At 64.0% G+C, this 15,272-nt stretch carries 11 protein-coding genes; 7 read left to right on the forward strand and 4 right to left on the reverse strand.

The annotated features are described in order from the left end of the window. Window positions 1-35 precede the first annotated feature (35 nt). Complete coding sequence (locus AAFP32_RS01525) at window positions 36-2,387, forward strand: thioredoxin domain-containing protein (protein ID WP_350270327.1); 2,352 nt, start codon at window positions 36-38, stop codon at window positions 2,385-2,387. 30 nt (window positions 2,388-2,417) lie between these two features. Here AAFP32_RS01525 and AAFP32_RS01530 read toward each other — a convergent pair whose 3' ends face one another. The 3 genes from AAFP32_RS01530 to AAFP32_RS01540 form a co-directional block, all read right to left on the reverse strand. Next, window positions 2,418-4,184, reverse strand: coding sequence for an ABC-ATPase domain-containing protein (locus AAFP32_RS01530; RefSeq protein WP_350270328.1), 1,767 nt, complete (start codon window positions 4,182-4,184; stop codon window positions 2,418-2,420). A gap of 120 nt (window positions 4,185-4,304) precedes the next feature. Beyond that, complete coding sequence (locus tag AAFP32_RS01535) at window positions 4,305-5,111, reverse strand: amidohydrolase family protein (RefSeq protein ID WP_350270329.1); 807 nt, start codon at window positions 5,109-5,111, stop codon at window positions 4,305-4,307. Between the two features lie 257 nt (window positions 5,112-5,368). Beyond that, window positions 5,369-6,706: a M18 family aminopeptidase gene (locus AAFP32_RS01540; RefSeq protein ID WP_350270330.1), complete on the reverse strand. Its 1,338-nt coding sequence runs from the start codon at window positions 6,704-6,706 to the stop codon at window positions 5,369-5,371. A 176-nt stretch (window positions 6,707-6,882) separates the two neighbouring features. Between AAFP32_RS01540 and AAFP32_RS01545 the strand changes: the two genes are divergently transcribed. Next, window positions 6,883-8,394 carry a DUF1684 domain-containing protein gene (locus AAFP32_RS01545; protein WP_350270331.1) on the forward strand — a complete coding sequence of 504 codons (1,512 nt, stop codon included), beginning with the start codon at window positions 6,883-6,885 and terminating at the stop codon, window positions 8,392-8,394. Between the two features lie 212 nt (window positions 8,395-8,606). Here the strand turns inward: AAFP32_RS01545 and AAFP32_RS01550 are convergent, their stop codons facing one another. Beyond that, entirely contained in the window at window positions 8,607-10,553 is a 1,947-nt protein-coding gene (locus tag AAFP32_RS01550; RefSeq protein WP_350270332.1) for a M13 family metallopeptidase, read from the reverse strand. A gap of 95 nt (window positions 10,554-10,648) precedes the next feature. On the opposite strand from AAFP32_RS01550, the gene AAFP32_RS01555 reads away from it, so the two are divergent. From AAFP32_RS01555 to AAFP32_RS01575, 5 genes are all read left to right on the forward strand, one after another. Further along, window positions 10,649-11,164, forward strand: coding sequence for a low molecular weight protein-tyrosine-phosphatase (locus AAFP32_RS01555; RefSeq protein ID WP_350270333.1), 516 nt, complete (start codon window positions 10,649-10,651; stop codon window positions 11,162-11,164). A gap of 32 nt (window positions 11,165-11,196) precedes the next feature. Next, window positions 11,197-11,847 (forward strand): copper resistance CopC family protein, encoded by a 651-nt coding sequence (locus AAFP32_RS01560; RefSeq protein ID WP_350270334.1) that lies wholly within the window; start codon window positions 11,197-11,199, stop codon window positions 11,845-11,847. 270 nt (window positions 11,848-12,117) lie between these two features. Then, window positions 12,118-12,450, forward strand: coding sequence for a LuxR family transcriptional regulator (locus AAFP32_RS01565; protein WP_350270335.1), 333 nt, complete (start codon window positions 12,118-12,120; stop codon window positions 12,448-12,450). A 123-nt stretch (window positions 12,451-12,573) separates the two neighbouring features. Next, complete coding sequence (locus AAFP32_RS01570; RefSeq protein ID WP_350270336.1) at window positions 12,574-13,554, forward strand: LLM class flavin-dependent oxidoreductase; 981 nt, start codon at window positions 12,574-12,576, stop codon at window positions 13,552-13,554. 370 nt (window positions 13,555-13,924) lie between these two features. Then, window positions 13,925-15,256, forward strand: coding sequence for a replication-associated recombination protein A (locus tag AAFP32_RS01575; protein WP_350270337.1), 1,332 nt, complete (start codon window positions 13,925-13,927; stop codon window positions 15,254-15,256). Window positions 15,257-15,272 lie beyond the last annotated feature (16 nt).

Here is a 15,272-nt window from a genome sequence, read left to right on the forward strand (position 1 = left end):
CATGATGCAGCTACCCCGCGTTTGGAGTAACACCGATGACGAATCGACTGAAGAGCACGACCAGCCCCTACCTGCGCCAGCATTCCGAGAATCCGGTTGACTGGTGGCCCTGGAGCAAAGAGGCCCTCGCCGAGGCGGCCCGTCGTGACGTGCCACTGCTCATCTCGATCGGTTACTCCACATGCCATTGGTGCCACGTCATGGCCCACGAATCCTTCGAGGACGAGGCCATTGCGCGCGTCATCAATGAGAACTTCCTCCCGATCAAGATCGACCGCGAAGAGCTGCCGGACATCGACGCCTATTACATGAACGCCCTGCAGGCGATGCGCGGACAGGGTGGGTGGCCGATGACGATCTTCGCCACGCCTAAGGGCAGTCCCTTCTATGCCGGGACGTACTTTCCGCCGGCACCGCGGAGGAACCTGCCTGCGTTCACGCAGGTGCTCGGCGCAGTGTCCCAGTCGTGGACGGATCGCCGCGCCGAGGTGAACGAGATGACCCAGCGCATGGATCGTGGGCTGGCCGATATGGCCAGCGCCGTCTCTGACGCACTGCCTGCCGAGGCCGCATCCGAACTGCTCAGCGCCGAGGAACTCGACTCGGCAGCCGAGTCCCTGCTCGATTCCTACGACCCGGCGTGGGGTGGGTTCGGCAAGGCACCGAAGTTCCCACCGCTGATGAACCTCATGCAGCTCCTGGCCACGTTCGTGCGCTTGGGCGGGACCACCTCGGCGAGGGAGAAGGCACTTGGGCCTGACATGGTCGACCGGTTGGGAGCCGACGGACATCTCGAGGGCGAACTCGTCCTCGACTGCCTCATCGCGGCCCGCAGCACCTTCGCGCGGATCGCCAGCGGCGGCATGCGTGACCAGGTGCGCGGCGGCATCGCCCGCTACAGCGTCGACCGGCAGTGGTTCGTGCCGCACTTCGAGAAGATGGCCTACGACAATGCGCTCTACCTGCGCGCCGCCGTCGTGTGGGCGAAGGTCGAACGCGCCCTCAACCCGGATTCGAAGTGGCTGGCGCTGGCCGAACGCGAAGTCACCGACACCGCGAACTTCCTCACCGCGGACATGTCCGATGGTGACCGCTTCATCGCAGCGCTCGACGCTGACTCACTCAATGCTGAGGGAGTGATGGAGGAAGGCGCCGCGTACGTCGTCACACCCGAGGAGTTCGCCGAGGTGGGGGAGGACGGCCTGCTGCAGCTCGTCGATTCGCCCGCCGCCGGAGAGCTCTCCGGTTCCGTCGTCGCCGCCATTCGAATCATCGACTGGCTGGGCATGGACGATGTGCCCTTCGACGAGGAGCACCCGGCCCCGTGGACCACCTCGGCGACGGTCGCACAGCAGGACAGACTCAGAGAACTGCTGGCTCAGCGACCCCAGCCCGCACGGGACGAGAAGACGATCACCGAATGGAATTCGCTGGCGATCACGGCACTGGCCGAAGCAGCGCTGTACACCGGTGGTGTCGACGAGGCGGGTGCTGGTGCTGGTGAGCCCGGCGTGGGGCGCACCGGAGTAAGTGGCACCGGCGATTCCGCAGTCGCCGATTCGGCGGTGAACTGGGGGAGTGCGGCGATGCATCTGTGGGACGCGATGCTGGCACGCTTCGGCGACTCCGCTGCAGGCAGTGACCGCGACTCGGACGTGGGCGCCGATAGTTCCAGCGCCAGTTCGGATACGGGGCTCCATGTCCGCCGCAGCTTCACCGGTGACAGGCCGGGACCAGGCCAAGCCGGACTCGCTGACTGGGCACAGTTCATCACCGCCGGCATCACGGTCAGCCAACTGCCGGACGCATCGGTGCAGGTGAGCGATCTGATGTCTGCGAGCGCGACGATGTTCACAGACTTCACCGCCGAGGGCGAAACGCTCGAGGTCTTCGACTACATGGGTGACGAGATCCTGGGTGTGAGAGCTTCCGACCCGGTGGACAACACAGTGCCCTCCGGCAGATCCGCCGCAGCAGAAGTCGCACTCCTGCTCGCGGAGATCGGTGTGGAGGGCAGCTCTGAGGCTGGTTCGACGGGCACCGCTTCGGCTGAAGGCTTGAGCACAAGCGGGCTTCTGGATCTGCGCGACCGTCTGCTCGGCGTCTATCGGGCGCTCGCCGGTCGAGCCCCACGCGGCTGTGGCCACGCGCTGTGGCAGTCAGAACGGGCACTCAACCCGGTTCGCGTCGCCACCCGTGATGCTGCGCTGTCGGGTATCGCGGCCAGGCATCCGGTGGTCACGCTGATCACTCGCTCAACCGGCGTTCCGGCTGAAAGCGGTGGCGAGGTCGAGGTGCCCGACGGCACTGCCATCGTCTGCCGGGGAACGCAGTGCTCGCTGCCTGTGACCACGGTTGAGGAGCTGATAGGGCTGCTGGATACCTGAGGCACCACCGCAGTCGAACAGGTGCTCGCTTCAGTCGACGAGGCGCAGTCCCCGGAAGCGGTTGAGGGCGGCCGCGATCTCCTGCGGGCGGGGTCGGGCGACGTGTCCCGGGTGGTCGCGGTTGCCGGTCAGACCGTCGACCCCCTGCGCATCGAGCATGTCTTCGACCTCCGCCAGAGCCTCGGTGAGTGAGACCCGGTCGTCGAAGATCTCTGACATGTATTCGAGTGCCTCGGCGATGCCCGTGGTCTGCTGTGGGTCGACGAGTTGGGAGACGGCGGACAGGTCGATGAAGGCCTTGCCGAACTGGACCTGGCCCAACCCTTTCGCCTTCGCTGACTTCGTCTTCGAGCTGGGACGCAGTGCCTTCGCCGTCGGGATTCGGGGCTGTGGGGTGGTGAATACCTCTCCAGCCGTTTCGACAGCCGCTTCGGCCGGGTTGCGCGGTGCACTCACGTCCGAATGGTCCCCCACCGCGGCGCTGTCCGGCTCGACATTGCCTGTCAGGTCCGCGGCGCTCACACCGACGAGTTCATGCGCTGTCTCGGTGACCTCCTGAGGCACGTAGGCGTCGAGGGCGATGACACGGTCTGCGACCTCGAAGAACGCACTCGAACCACCGGCGACGAGCACTGTGGAGACGCCTCGGCGGGTGAACAGCGGCCGGATGCGGTCGACGAACGGGGTGATGGGTTCGCGGTTGGCCGGGATCAGCGCCCGCATCCGATCGTCGCGGATCATGAAGTTCGTCGCCGAGGTGTCCTCGTCGATGAGCAGCGAACGTGCACCGACCTCCACGGCCTCAACGAGGTTGGCCGCCTGTGACGTGGACCCGCTCGCGTTCGTGGTGGTGAAGGCTCCTGTGTCAGTGCCGGATGGCAGATTGTTGATGAAGGGTGAGATGTCGTCGCCGGTGACGGCGCGACCGTCCTCGGCCCGGATGGAGGTGGCACTGGGTTCCGTGATGACCCATTCCCGGCCGTCGCCTGTTATATGCGGGTAGACGCCGCGCTCGAGAGCGCGCAGAATCGTCGACTTCCCGTGATAGCCGCCGCCGACGATGACTGTGACGCCACGCGGGATCGCCATGCCTGTGAGACTGCGTCCGCTCGAGAGCGTGACGGTGTGCTCGAGTGATGCCGGGCTGCTGAAGGCCACGGCGCTGGAATCCATCGGCAGATCCGAATCGCCTGCTCGCCTCGGCAGGATCGCACCGTTGCCGATGAACGCGAGGAGGCCTTCCTCGCCGAGGTGGTTGCGCAGTTCCTGCTGATCTCGGTGGAGCTGAACATGCTCGCGCAGATCGTCGCCGGAGAGATTTGAGTGGACGAACATCGCCTGGGCGAGCTCGGGGACGTCGCGGGTGAGGATGTCGGCAGCCTGGTGACCCAGGATGCGTCTGCCGCGAGCCGGGAGATTGACGAGCAGACGCGCCTCGAGTCCCTCGTCATCGATGACGACATTGGTGCGCTCAAGCACCTCCTGGCCCGGACGTCCGAGGATGATCGCGCGCCGGTCATTGCGGTGCAGGAACGAATCGCCGACGCGGAAGAGGAAATCAGAGGCCGCGATGCGATCCGACCGGTCGGTGGTGATATCAGTGGGGAACCCCGCCTCGGAGCGATTGATCCTGATCCGGACCTTCGACGGCGATGCGAAAGGGTCAACCTGGACCCGGTCGATGAACACGGTGACCGGGCCGAACTCGTAGCTGCCACGGATCTGCTTGTAATTTCCGTAGCTGCGGCCATCGAGGCTGTGCAGGGTGGAGGCGAGATTCGATCGTTGGGAGTTCATTCGTGGAATGCTACTTGATCGAGGTCAACAGTGGCCAAGACAGGACCCGCCGTCCCGCGCTTCGCCAGGGCCGGTCGCCTCGGATCCATTGCGCGAACCAGGCTTTCGTCGGCTCTGCGATCAGCCGCGTTCGCGCCCCAGATAGAACGTGGCGGCGTTGTCCCAGCACACGGCGGTGAGCTCCTCGGGTGACAGGGTGTCACGGATGATGTCGAAGTCTGAGTCCTCGAATGGTCGAGGTGCTCTGGTGGAGGGCAGGTCGGTTCCCACCATGAGTGCCGAAGGGTCGACATCGACGATTGCTCGCATAGCGGTGGCAGGATCGAGTTCGATGCGGCCGAAGCCTGTCGCCTTCACCTTGACGCCTCGTTCGACCAGCTTCAGCAGGGCGGGCAGGCCGTCGCTGTGCATGCCGAAATGGTCAATGCTCACGGCGGGCAGTCCGGCGATGCGGTGACCGAGGTCCTCGTCGATGGTGCGGGCATCGATGTAGAGCTCCGAGTGCCATCCAGCGAGATCATGGACCCGTCGGGCCATGTGGTCAAGATCGTCCAGAGCTGAAGACCCGCCTCGAGCGACGTTGAAGCGCAGTGCTCTCACGCCGTTGCGGTCGAGTTCGAGGATGCGATCGTCGGACGTGTCGGCTGGAAGCTGAGTGACGCCGACGAAATCGGGGCCAAGAGTGCTCAGGGCGTCGATCAGGAAACACTGATCGAACCCTTGGAACGACCCAGAGACCACTGCTCCACCGGCAATGCCCAGGCCACCGGCAATGCCCAGGCCACCAGCAATGCCTAGGCCACCGACGCGCATCAGATAGTCCTCGACCGTGAAGGGGTCGGGCAGGTAGCCGTTGTTCTCGACCAGAGGATGTTTCGGATCGATGATGTGCAGGTGCGCGTCGAAGACCGGGGTCGGAGAATCCATGGTCTCCACCTCCCCTCGTGTTCGGCAAGACACGTTTCATCTCAATGAATGGCGCCACGGCAGCCGCAACGTTCACCTTCTGCTAAGCGGTCCTGTCAGAAGTCTCGCCCCGACCGTTCTGGTGGCAGCTGCCTCAACGGTGGAGCCACGTGGGTTCGCCGAAAGGGATCGGTCGAAGTTTCATAGCCCACCTTCAAAGCGGGGCTATGAAACTTCGATCGGTCAGCGACCCCAGCAACCGCGAGCGACCCCAGCAATCACCCCTGCAGGAACGCCTTCGCAGCAACACCGAGTGCCACAACGTCATCGATGGCAACCATTTCGCGGGCCGAGTGCATCGAATACAGTGCTGGCCCCACATCGACGGTGGTCATGCCCAGGCGAGTCGCGGTCAGCGGGCCGATCGTCGATCCACAGGGCATCGCGTTGTTGGACACGAAGTTCTGGTATTCGCCCCCGGCCGCCGTGCACGCCTGCGACCAGGCGGCGGTGCCCACAGCATCCGTGGCATAGCGCTGCTGGGCGTTGAGTTTCAGCAGGGGACCGCCGCCGAGGCGGGGACGGATATGAGGATCGTGGCGTTCGGGATAGTTCGGGTGGGCGGCATGCCCCGCGTCGGAGGACACGCAGATCGATGAGGCGAGTGCAGCCAAGTAGTCACTGCGCGTCGAGGCCGGGAACAGGGAGGCGATGATGCGTTCGGTGACGTCGGCGAGGAACGGCCCGCAGGCACCGGACCGTGAGTTCGACCCGATCTCCTCATGATCGAACCCGGCGAAGAGCGCAACGGCCTCGAGGCCCGAAGCGTCGACATCGACCAGGGCGTTGACGCCGGCGTAAACGGACAGCAGGTTGTCCAACCTCGGCGAGGCGAAGAACTCCTCCTGGGCACCGAAGAGGCTGGGGGACTGAACGGGGATCGTGTAGACGTCGTGTCCCACGACCTGCTCAGGATCCACCTCGGCGGAGGCGGCGAGGATCTCGATGACATCGGCTTCAGCCAGGTCTGCCAGACCGATGATCGGAGTGGTGTGGCGCTGCTTGTCCAGTGTCAGACCGTCATTGACCTGGCGGTCGAGGTGGATGGCCAGCTGCGGGATGCGCGCGATGGGCGGGGTCTGGGCGAGGACGACGGAACCGTCGGCGAGGCTGAGCTGCCCGGCCAGCGCCAGTTCCCGGTCGAGCCACGAGTTGAGCAGCGGCCCGCCGTAGATCTCGACGCCGATCTGGCGGGTGCCCTCGGCGATGAACTCCTCGCCCGGTTTGAGCTTGAAAGCTGGGGAGTCCGTGTGAGAACCGAACACGCGGAAGCCTGGAATCGGGCCGGAAGGTCCACCAGAGTCGGCATCGGAGGCACCAGCTTTGCTTGCTGGAGTCCGCCATGCGATGATCGCACCGTCCCGGATGACATAGTGGCCCTGACCAGGCTCGAGTGACCAAATCTCGCGCTCGTCGAGTCGGAGGAAACCTGCGGTCTCCAACCGTGCGGCCGCCGTCGCGGTGGCATGATAGGAGCTGGGAGAAGAACTGATGAAGTCTGTCAGATCGGCTGCGACCTGGGTTTTCGTGCATGGTCTCACGGGGGATGTACTCATTTTCACAGCCTATCGTTTGCGGTAGCTTTGGCCACAAGGACATTGGTTCTCGAATCTGCGTCGACACGGCGGCGGGTGAGGGGCTGGTGCCGCAGGAGCCATCGACTGCTCGGGCTTCGTTGTTCAACGCCCGAGAACCAGCGCCGAAAAGCAACACGATGCAAGGAGTGTTCGAAGTGAACCAGTTCGTGACCGAATGGAACACATGGCGGGATTCTAGGAACTCGGCGCTGGCGACTCCTTTCGGCTGGCTGAGCGTGTCCGGTCTGCACTGGCTCGACGAAACCACGACGTGGCCCGACGCCCCAGGAACCTTCACCGTCGACGACGGCTGGGTCAGCGTGACCTTGGAACCCGGGACCAAAGCCGGTCCTGCCGCTGCGACCTTCGACCTCATGAGCAAGTCCGCCGAGGCGGGCCCGAACACCAGCGAAGCGTCTCCCTCCAGCTCGGCCTCGGTGCCCAGTGACACCACGATTCTGCCGAAGATCCCAGAGGTCTCCGGTCCCGAGGTGCGAGTCAAAGAGAACGGGTTCAGCGCGAAGCTGCCCACCAATGGGTCCCTCCAGTGGTTCACTGTCGGCAATGTGCTCTACGAACTCATCGACCGTTCTGGTCGGATCGGAATTCGGGTGCGTGATGCCAAGTCGCCGCTGCTGGGCAAGTTCTTCGAGGTGCCCGTCTTCGACCCCGACCCCAGCTTCGTGTTCCTCGCCAAGTTCACTCCCTTCGAGACGCCGGAGGTGCACGCGATCAGCACGGCGCAGGACGACCTGAACGTGGAGACTGCGGCAGTCGGAACCGTGTCCTTCACCAGCGAAGCCGGCGAGGTGAGGCTTCTGGCCACAGGCAACCCCGCCAGCGGGCTGCAGCTCGACTTCCACGACTCCACGAATGGCGTCTCCACACCCGCGTGGAGAACCCTGGACTTGGGCATCCCGAACCATGACGGCTCACTGGTCGTCGATTTCAACCGGGCCGTCAACTACCCATTCGCGTTCACCGCCTTCGCCACCTGCCCGGCACCGGTTGAGGGCAACGTCGTTCCCTTCGACGTCACCGCGGGAGAGCGCACCCCACCTTTCTACTTCTCCGAGGCCGGCATCAACGTGCCATTCCTGTTCTACGTGTGGTGGGACGAGGAAAGCGCCAAGGTGACCCGGCCGTGGTACGCCCGCTTCGGGGTCGACACCACACTTATCAACCCGAACCACGATGACGTTGCACAATCGCTGGTCGGCTTCGACGGCGTCGCCATGTCCGGAGGGGACCTCACCCCACTGACTCGCAAGGCGAGGTCGCACCTGGTCAAGGTCGCGACCGAGGCATTGACCTCCCGTATCCCCGTGATCGGCATCGGCGCCTATGCCGAGTTCGTCGTCCGAGCACAGCGCGAACTGCGCGAATCCGAGGGGTACGCCGACGGCATCGAGCAGGAGTACTCGGGCACCGATGGCAAGCTGCTCATCGTGATGAACAATGAGCTGATGCCGCAGCGCGCCGGATTCGACGTTGTCCATACCGATGCCAGCGGTCTCCTCTACGTCGAGATGCCTTATGACATCCCACTGGAATCAGGCTTCTCCGAGATCGACGAGTTCGAGGCCGCGATGCACGCGGATGCCCCGATCAACAGCTGGGAAGAGTTCGACTACCGCATGGTCTGCCTCATCCGCCAGCACCGCTGAGCCGAGGGCAGGGGGCTGCGGGAGTGCATGGCTGCCTGTGCTCGTACTCTCCCACAACTACCTGACGGCGGCCCAGCAACCTCGCGCAAGGTTGCTGGGCCGCCGTCAGGTAGTTTTAGTGGGACAGTCCAGCTAGCCAGCACAGCTAGCCAGCCTGGCCGCCAGACCGCTTCATCAAGCTTTTACCAGACTTGACCAGACTTCACCAGGCTCTACCAGATGGTGACGCGCTCCTCGGGAGCCAGGTACATGCCGTCGGATTCTGTGACGCCGTAGGTGTCGTGGAAGGCGGTCATGTTCTTCACGACCTGGTTGCAGCGGAACTCCTCCGGTGCGTGCGGGTCGATGCTCAGCCGTCGCACGCGCTCCTCGGTGCGCATCTTCGCCCGCCAGGCCTTCGCCCAGGCCTCGAAGAAGGTTGCAGCTTCATCCGACGAGGGCTCCCGTTCAAGCTCCAGCTCAAGTGCCTTCCAGCCGATGGACAGTCCGCCCAGGTCTCCGATGTTCTCACCCACGGTCAGCGCGCCGTTGACGTGCTGCGATGGGTCCAGGCCGGACGGAACCAGCGTCTCGTACTGGGCGATGAGGGCATTGGTGCGCTCCTCGAAGCGCTCCCGGTCCTCGGCCGTCCACCAGTCGACGAGGTTGCCATCGCCGTCGAAGCGTGAGCCCTGGTCGTCGAAGCCGTGTCCGATCTCGTGGCCGATGACCGCGCCGATGGCACCGAAGTTCGCTGCCACGTCACCGGAGGCGTCGAAGAACGGCGGCTGCAGGATCGCGGCCGGGAAGACGATCTCGTTCATCACCGGGTGGTAGTAGGCGTTGACGGTCTGCGGTGTCATCAGCCATTCGGTGCGGTCGATCTCCTTGCCGATGCGCTTGATCTGGCGCACGTGCTCGGCACGGGAGCAGCGTCGAACATTGCCCACCAGATCCGAGGAGTCGATCGCGGCCGGGTACTCGCGCCACACCTCGGGGTAACCGACCTTCGGAGTGAACTTCGAGAGCTTGACCAGGGCCTTCTGCTTCGTCTCCTCGCTCATCCAGTCGAGTTCGTTGATCGACTTGTCGTAGGCCTTGATGAGCATCTCGACGAGGTGGTCGATGGCATCCTTGGCTGCCGGCGGGAACTCACGAGCCACATAGAGTTTGCCTACAGCCTCGCCGAGGAGGCCCTGCACCAGCCCGACACCGCGCTTCCAGCGCTCCCGCAGTGCAGGGGTGCCCGAGAGAGTGCGCGCGTTGAAGTCGAAGTTCTCCTCGACGATCTCATCGGTCAGCAGCGAGGCCGTGGCGGAGAGGACGCAGAAGCGCAGCCAGGTCTTGATCGTCTCGATGTCGGTGCGCTCCCACACCTCGGCCATGCCGGTGACGAAGGAGGGCTGGCCGATGACCAGGTAGGTCAGTTCGCCATCGACGTCGGCGGCCAGCGAAGAGAACCAGGAGTCGAAGTCGAAGCCCGGGCCCAGTTCGCGCAGCTCATCGACCGTGACCTTGTTGTAGGTCTTCTCCGCGTCACGGCAGGCGACCCGGTCCCAGTGGTGGCGGGCCAGGGAGGTTTCGAAGGCCATCACCTTGGCGGCCACCTCGGTGTCGGAGATCCCGCTCATGGCACCCAGCCCACCGAGGGCGGACATCTTCTTCACGTGATCGACGAACTTCACGCGCACCTCGGCGTGGTCGTCGTTGAAGTAGTAGTCCTCGTCTGGCAGGGAGATCCCGGCCTGGTCGAGGTAGAGGGCGTAGATGTCGGAGTCCTTCGCATCAGCGGTGACGTAGCCGCCGAGGACCCCGCCGATGCCTTCGACCTCGAGGCGACCGAGCAGATTCGCCAGCTCCGACTTGTCCTCGGCCGCGTCGATGGCGGCGAAGGAGGAATCGAGGGGGCTGACTCCGAGTGAGTTGATCTGCTCGAGATCCATGAACGAGGAGTACACGTCGGCGACCTTCTGGCCTTCGCTGCCCGGCTCCTGCGGGGCGTCGGTCACGGCGGTGATGATGTCGCGGACCTTGGTCTCAGCGGTGTCGAAGAGCTCGCGCATCGCGCCGTCGCCGGCACGGTCGTCGGGGATGGTGAACGAGTCGATCCATTCGCCGTTGGTGTGGCGGAACAGATCGTCCTGAGGGCGCGCCGAAGCGTGAGATGCAACAGATGTCATGGTGCAACAGTATCGTGATCAACAGGCACAATGGTCAGGAGTCACCGGGGCGAATGTGGCCCGATGGCCAGCCCCAGTTCGACGAGGAGGAACGTATGAGTCTCGCATCCGTGGTGTTCGTGTGCACGGGCAACATCTGTCGTTCGGTCACGGCCGAGCGTGTGCTCCAGCATCACCTGGCCCGCGCCGGCGTCGAGGCGGTCGTGGACTCGGCCGGCATCAGTGATGAGGAGGCCGGCAACCCCATCGACCCCACCCAGGCTCGGGTGCTGAGAACCGCCGGTTACCGCACCGAGGCTCATGTCGCACGCCAGATCACCTCCGAATGGTTGGCCGAGCGAGACGTGGCGATCGCGATGACCCGCAGGCATTACCGTGCCCTGCAGAAGCTCATCGAAGACCTCCCCGCCGAGGCGGCCCCGAAGCTGCGTATGCTGCGCGAATTCGATCCGCGGGTGGCTGGGGAAGAGACCGTCGATGCCCCCGCACCGGACGTCGCCGACCCGTGGGCGGGGCAAATGAAGGATTTCGAAGAAACTGTTGAGACAATAGAGGTGTCCGTGCCGGGAATCATAGACTATCTGCACTCTTTGGCCGAGCAGACTCGGTGATACTGAAGGTATTCGTTGAAGGAGAATTTCACATGACTCGAACCACGTGGTCCGCTCTCAAGCTCGGCTTCGCCGCACTGCTGGTGGCCGCCTTGAGTGTCTTCGCATTCGCCCCGGCCAGTGCCCACGACCAGCTCGTCTCCTCGACACCTGAGGACGGATCGAAGCTCGACCAGCAGCCGGAATGGATCGAAATGACCTTCTCCGGTGACATCCAAGAGGTCGGCTCCGAGGTCAAGGTCGTCACCGATGGCACGGATGTCTCTGCCGGTGAGCTCACCGTTGACGGCAAGAAACTCAGCTCGGCTCTGCCCGAGAACCTCAAGCCAGGCGACTACACGGTCACCTGGCGTGTGGTCTCCCAGGACGGCCACCCGATCTCCGGTGACTTCGACTTCACCATCGCCGATGCCGAAGGCGCCGGCGGCTCGGTCGAAGAATCCTCACCGGCCGGACTCGGCGGCGGAGTCGTCGACGAGCCGGGCAAGAACACCGAAGAGCGTGGCGAGATCGGCGAATCGACCGGCAGCGACTCCGGCATGTCGACTCCGATGATCGTACTGCTGGGCGTCGGCGGTCTGGCCATCATCGTCATCGTCGTCCTCCTCATGCGCCGTAAGGCCCAAGGTCTGCCCGGCACCACCCAGGGTGACGAATCCGGCGACGGTCCGAAGGACGACTGAGGCTGGGGACCATCCGCTGAACGCGGAGGGTCGATTCAATGAGTGCGGTGGCTGCGCTTCGAGACCGGTGCAGCTGATCACACGACCGAGGCCCTGGGTGCGAAAGCGCCTAGGGCCTTGGTCGTTGAGCAAGCGTTCGCAGCCGCAATGGCTGAAGAGGCAGTTCTCGGCAGCCGTTCTGGTAGTTTGGGCACAGAGATGCTGAGCGCTCGATGCGCTGAGATCGTGGTTGTCTACAGACAGAGTTGTCCGACATGACAGGGAGCCCTCATGCAGAAAGTATCGTTGACGGCGTTGATGCGACACCAGCTGGAGATCGCCAAAGGTGCATCGAGTGGGCGCAGCGCCCAGACCGTCTACGGCGGCCATGAACGCATCCTGCGGCAGACGATGATTGCCCTGCGCGCCGGGACAGGGCTGCAAGAGCATGAGAATCTGGGGGAAGCGACCTTGCATGTACTGTGCGGACGAGTGACCCTCGTCGGGCCAGAGGCGCGCTGGAACGGTTCACCTGGCGACCTCATGTTCATCCCTGACGCCGCCCATGCTCTGGAAGCAGTCGAGGACTCTGTGGTGGTCCTGACCGTTGCGAAACTACGCTGAGGCAGATCGTGGGGCCCACGTGTGGATCGCCCCATCTCTCATCACCCACGGAATAGAATCCTGCAGTGCCGCTGTTGTGCTCAACAGTTGATTTTGCACTCTCGATCGAAGGACCGTATCGCTTTGTCCGTTCCGCTGAACATTCTTGACCTCGTTCCCATCCGTGAAGGATCCACTGCCCGCCAAGCGATCGACACCTCGATGAGTGCCGCGCGTGTGGCTGATGAGCTGGGTTACCGACGTCTCTGGTTCGCTGAGCACCACAACACCACGGGACTGGCCGCGAGTGCCACGGCGCTGCTCATCTCCCAGGCGGCGTCGGTGACTGAGAAGATTCGTGTGGGATCGGGCGGAGTGATGTTGCCCAACCATGCTCCGCTGATGGTTGCGGAGCAGTACGGGACCCTGGCCAACTTCCACGGCGATCGCATCGACCTGGGGCTGGGACGTGCGCCGGGCACCGATGGAATGACGGCGCAGGCGCTGAGCCGATCTTCGGCCGAACCGCAGTCCTTCGCGCAGAACATCTATGACATGCAGGGCTGGTTCAGTGCTGAGGGCAAGGCTCACACCACGCCGATCCAATCTGCCGTCTCAGCTGGGATGAATGTCCCGATCTGGGTGCTGGGTTCGACGATGAACGGTGCCTCGATCGCCGGGCAGCTGGGGCTGCCATTCTCGCTGGCTTCGCACTTCGCCCCCGACCAGATCGACGCTGCCATCAAGGTCTACCGCGATTCGTTCACCGCCGAGGCGCCCACCGCGCAGATCGACAAGCCCTACGTCATGGCCGGCATCAACGTCATGGTGGCCGAGACCGACGAGGAGGCCCAGCGCGAGTTCACCTCGGTGCGGCAGATGTTCGCAGACATCGGCCGCGGTCGCCGCCGGCGACTCCAGCCGCCGATCGATCCACAAGACGTAGAGGGTGGTGAGAACCCGATGCTCCAGATCAGTGCCGTGGGCTCACCGGAGACAGCCACCCGTCAGATGTCGGAATTCGTCGAACGCACCGGCGCGGATGAGCTCATCACCGTCACCTATGCCTATGAGCCTGCAGTGACGGAGCGTTCCCTGAGGCTCCTCGCCGACGCCTGGTTCTGAGTCGGTCCCATCCAGGCACTAGCCGTCCGACTCACACGGTCGCGACTGTTATTGCGGCTATCACAGCGGCCGTGGCCCCGTTCACTGCGGCTGGTACGCCCTTGACAGCATCTGCGACCGAGGCTGATTCCCTGTTCGACTTCTCGATGGCTTTGACGTGCCGTTCGCACCACTCCTGCCCACAGGTTCTGCTCGGCCTTCCAGGATTGGAACGAGCGTCGCACGCAGGGTCTCTTCGGGGCGGCGGTTCTACTCGGGCCATGGGGTGCTTGGAAGCCGAAGAGATCAGCTAGGTCGGCAAACTGGTGGCGACCACTTCACTGACGAACACCTGCCGCTTCACCTAGGCTGTGATGATGGAGATGAGACCGTGAGCCAGGAACCGCCGTCACTGTTCGAACCCGATGACGCAGGTCGTCCGCTTGCCGACAGATTGCGTCCGGAGACCCTCGAGGACGTGCTCGGGCAAGAGCATCTGCTCGGGCCCGACGCACCGATCGGTCGGATGGTCGCCGAACGCCGTCTGGTCTCGATGGTGCTCTGGGGGCCGCCGGGCTGTGGGAAGACAACCATCGCGCGCCTGCTGGCAGAACGCACCGATCTCGCATTCGAACCGATCTCAGCGACCTTCTCCGGTGTGGCCGAACTCCGCAGAGTCTTCCAATCAGCAGCCAAGAGGCGTGAGCTCGGGCAGGGCACGCTGCTGTTCGTCGATGAGATCCACCGTTTCAACCGCGCTCAGCAGGACTCCTTCCTCCCCTACGTGGAGGACGGCACCGTCGTACTCGTCGGCGCGACCACGGAGAATCCCAGCTTCGAGCTCAACTCCGCACTGCTCTCCCGTGCTCAGGTGTTCGTCCTCAAACGCCTCGACGAGCCGACGCTGACCACGCTCATCGACCGCGCCGAGGAGGCCACAGGCAGAAGACTGCCACTTGATGAGCAGGCACGGCAGGCATTGGTGGCGATGGCCGATGGTGACGGCCGCTACCTGCTCAACCTCATCGAGCAGCTTCAGACTGTCGGTGAGACGCTCGACACCGCTGGCCTGGCTGTTCTGGTTCAGCAGCGTGCGCCGATCTACGACAAGGGGCAAGAGGGGCATTACAACCTCATCTCTGCCCTGCACAAGTCGATGCGCGGCTCCGACCCCGATGCGTCACTGTACTGGTTGGCACGAATGCTCGACGGCGGCGAGGACCCGCTCTACATTGCCCGACGTCTGATTCGATTCGCCAACGAGGATATTGCGATCGCCGATCCCCAAGCCGTCCACCAGGCCATGGCGGCATGGAATGTGTACGAGCGGCTCGGATCTCCGGAAGGCGAACTCGCCGTCGCCCAAGCCGTCGTCTATCTCGCCACCGCACCGAAGTCCGTCGCGGTCTACTCGGCGTTCAACGCCGCGCGGAAGCTTGCGAAGAAGACCGGGTCACTCATGCCGCCGGCGAATATCCTCAATGCTCCGACCAAGCTGATGAAGAACCTCGGCTACGGGGAAGGCTATGAGTACGATCCGCACACGAAGGGAGGCTTCTCGGGGGCGAATTACTTCCCCGAGGAGATGGAGCCGGAGAGAATGTACCGGCCCACCGGCAATGGCTACGAACGTGTCATCGCCGAAAAACTGGCTGAGTGGGAACGGATGCGTACTGAGAAACGGACGCAGGAAGAACAGGATGGTGAGGGGACCGAGGTCTGAGGACTGACCGCAGTGA

The sequence above is a fragment of the Brevibacterium sp. CBA3109 genome, assembly GCF_040256645.1.
Lineage (GTDB): Bacteria > Actinomycetota > Actinomycetes > Actinomycetales > Brevibacteriaceae > Brevibacterium > Brevibacterium koreense.

Bases quoted from the DNA above. Each gene is read 5' to 3' on its own strand.
- AAFP32_RS01540 (WP_350270330.1), bottom strand. From the start codon at position 6,706: ATGAGTACATCCCCCGTGAGACCATGCACGAAAACCCAGGTCGCAGCC.
- AAFP32_RS01555 (WP_350270333.1), top strand. From the start codon at position 10,649: ATGAGTCTCGCATCCGTGGTGTTCGTGTGCACGGGCAACATCTGTCGT.
- AAFP32_RS01530 (WP_350270328.1), bottom strand. From the start codon at position 4,184: ATGAACTCCCAACGATCGAATCTCGCCTCCACCCTGCACAGCCTCGAT.
- AAFP32_RS01535 (WP_350270329.1), bottom strand. From the start codon at position 5,111: ATGGATTCTCCGACCCCGGTCTTCGACGCGCACCTGCACATCATCGAT.
- AAFP32_RS01565 (WP_350270335.1), top strand. From the start codon at position 12,118: ATGCAGAAAGTATCGTTGACGGCGTTGATGCGACACCAGCTGGAGATC.
- AAFP32_RS01525 (WP_350270327.1), top strand. From the start codon at position 36: ATGACGAATCGACTGAAGAGCACGACCAGCCCCTACCTGCGCCAGCAT.
- AAFP32_RS01560 (WP_350270334.1), top strand. From the start codon at position 11,197: ATGACTCGAACCACGTGGTCCGCTCTCAAGCTCGGCTTCGCCGCACTG.
- AAFP32_RS01550 (WP_350270332.1), bottom strand. From the start codon at position 10,553: ATGACATCTGTTGCATCTCACGCTTCGGCGCGCCCTCAGGACGATCTG.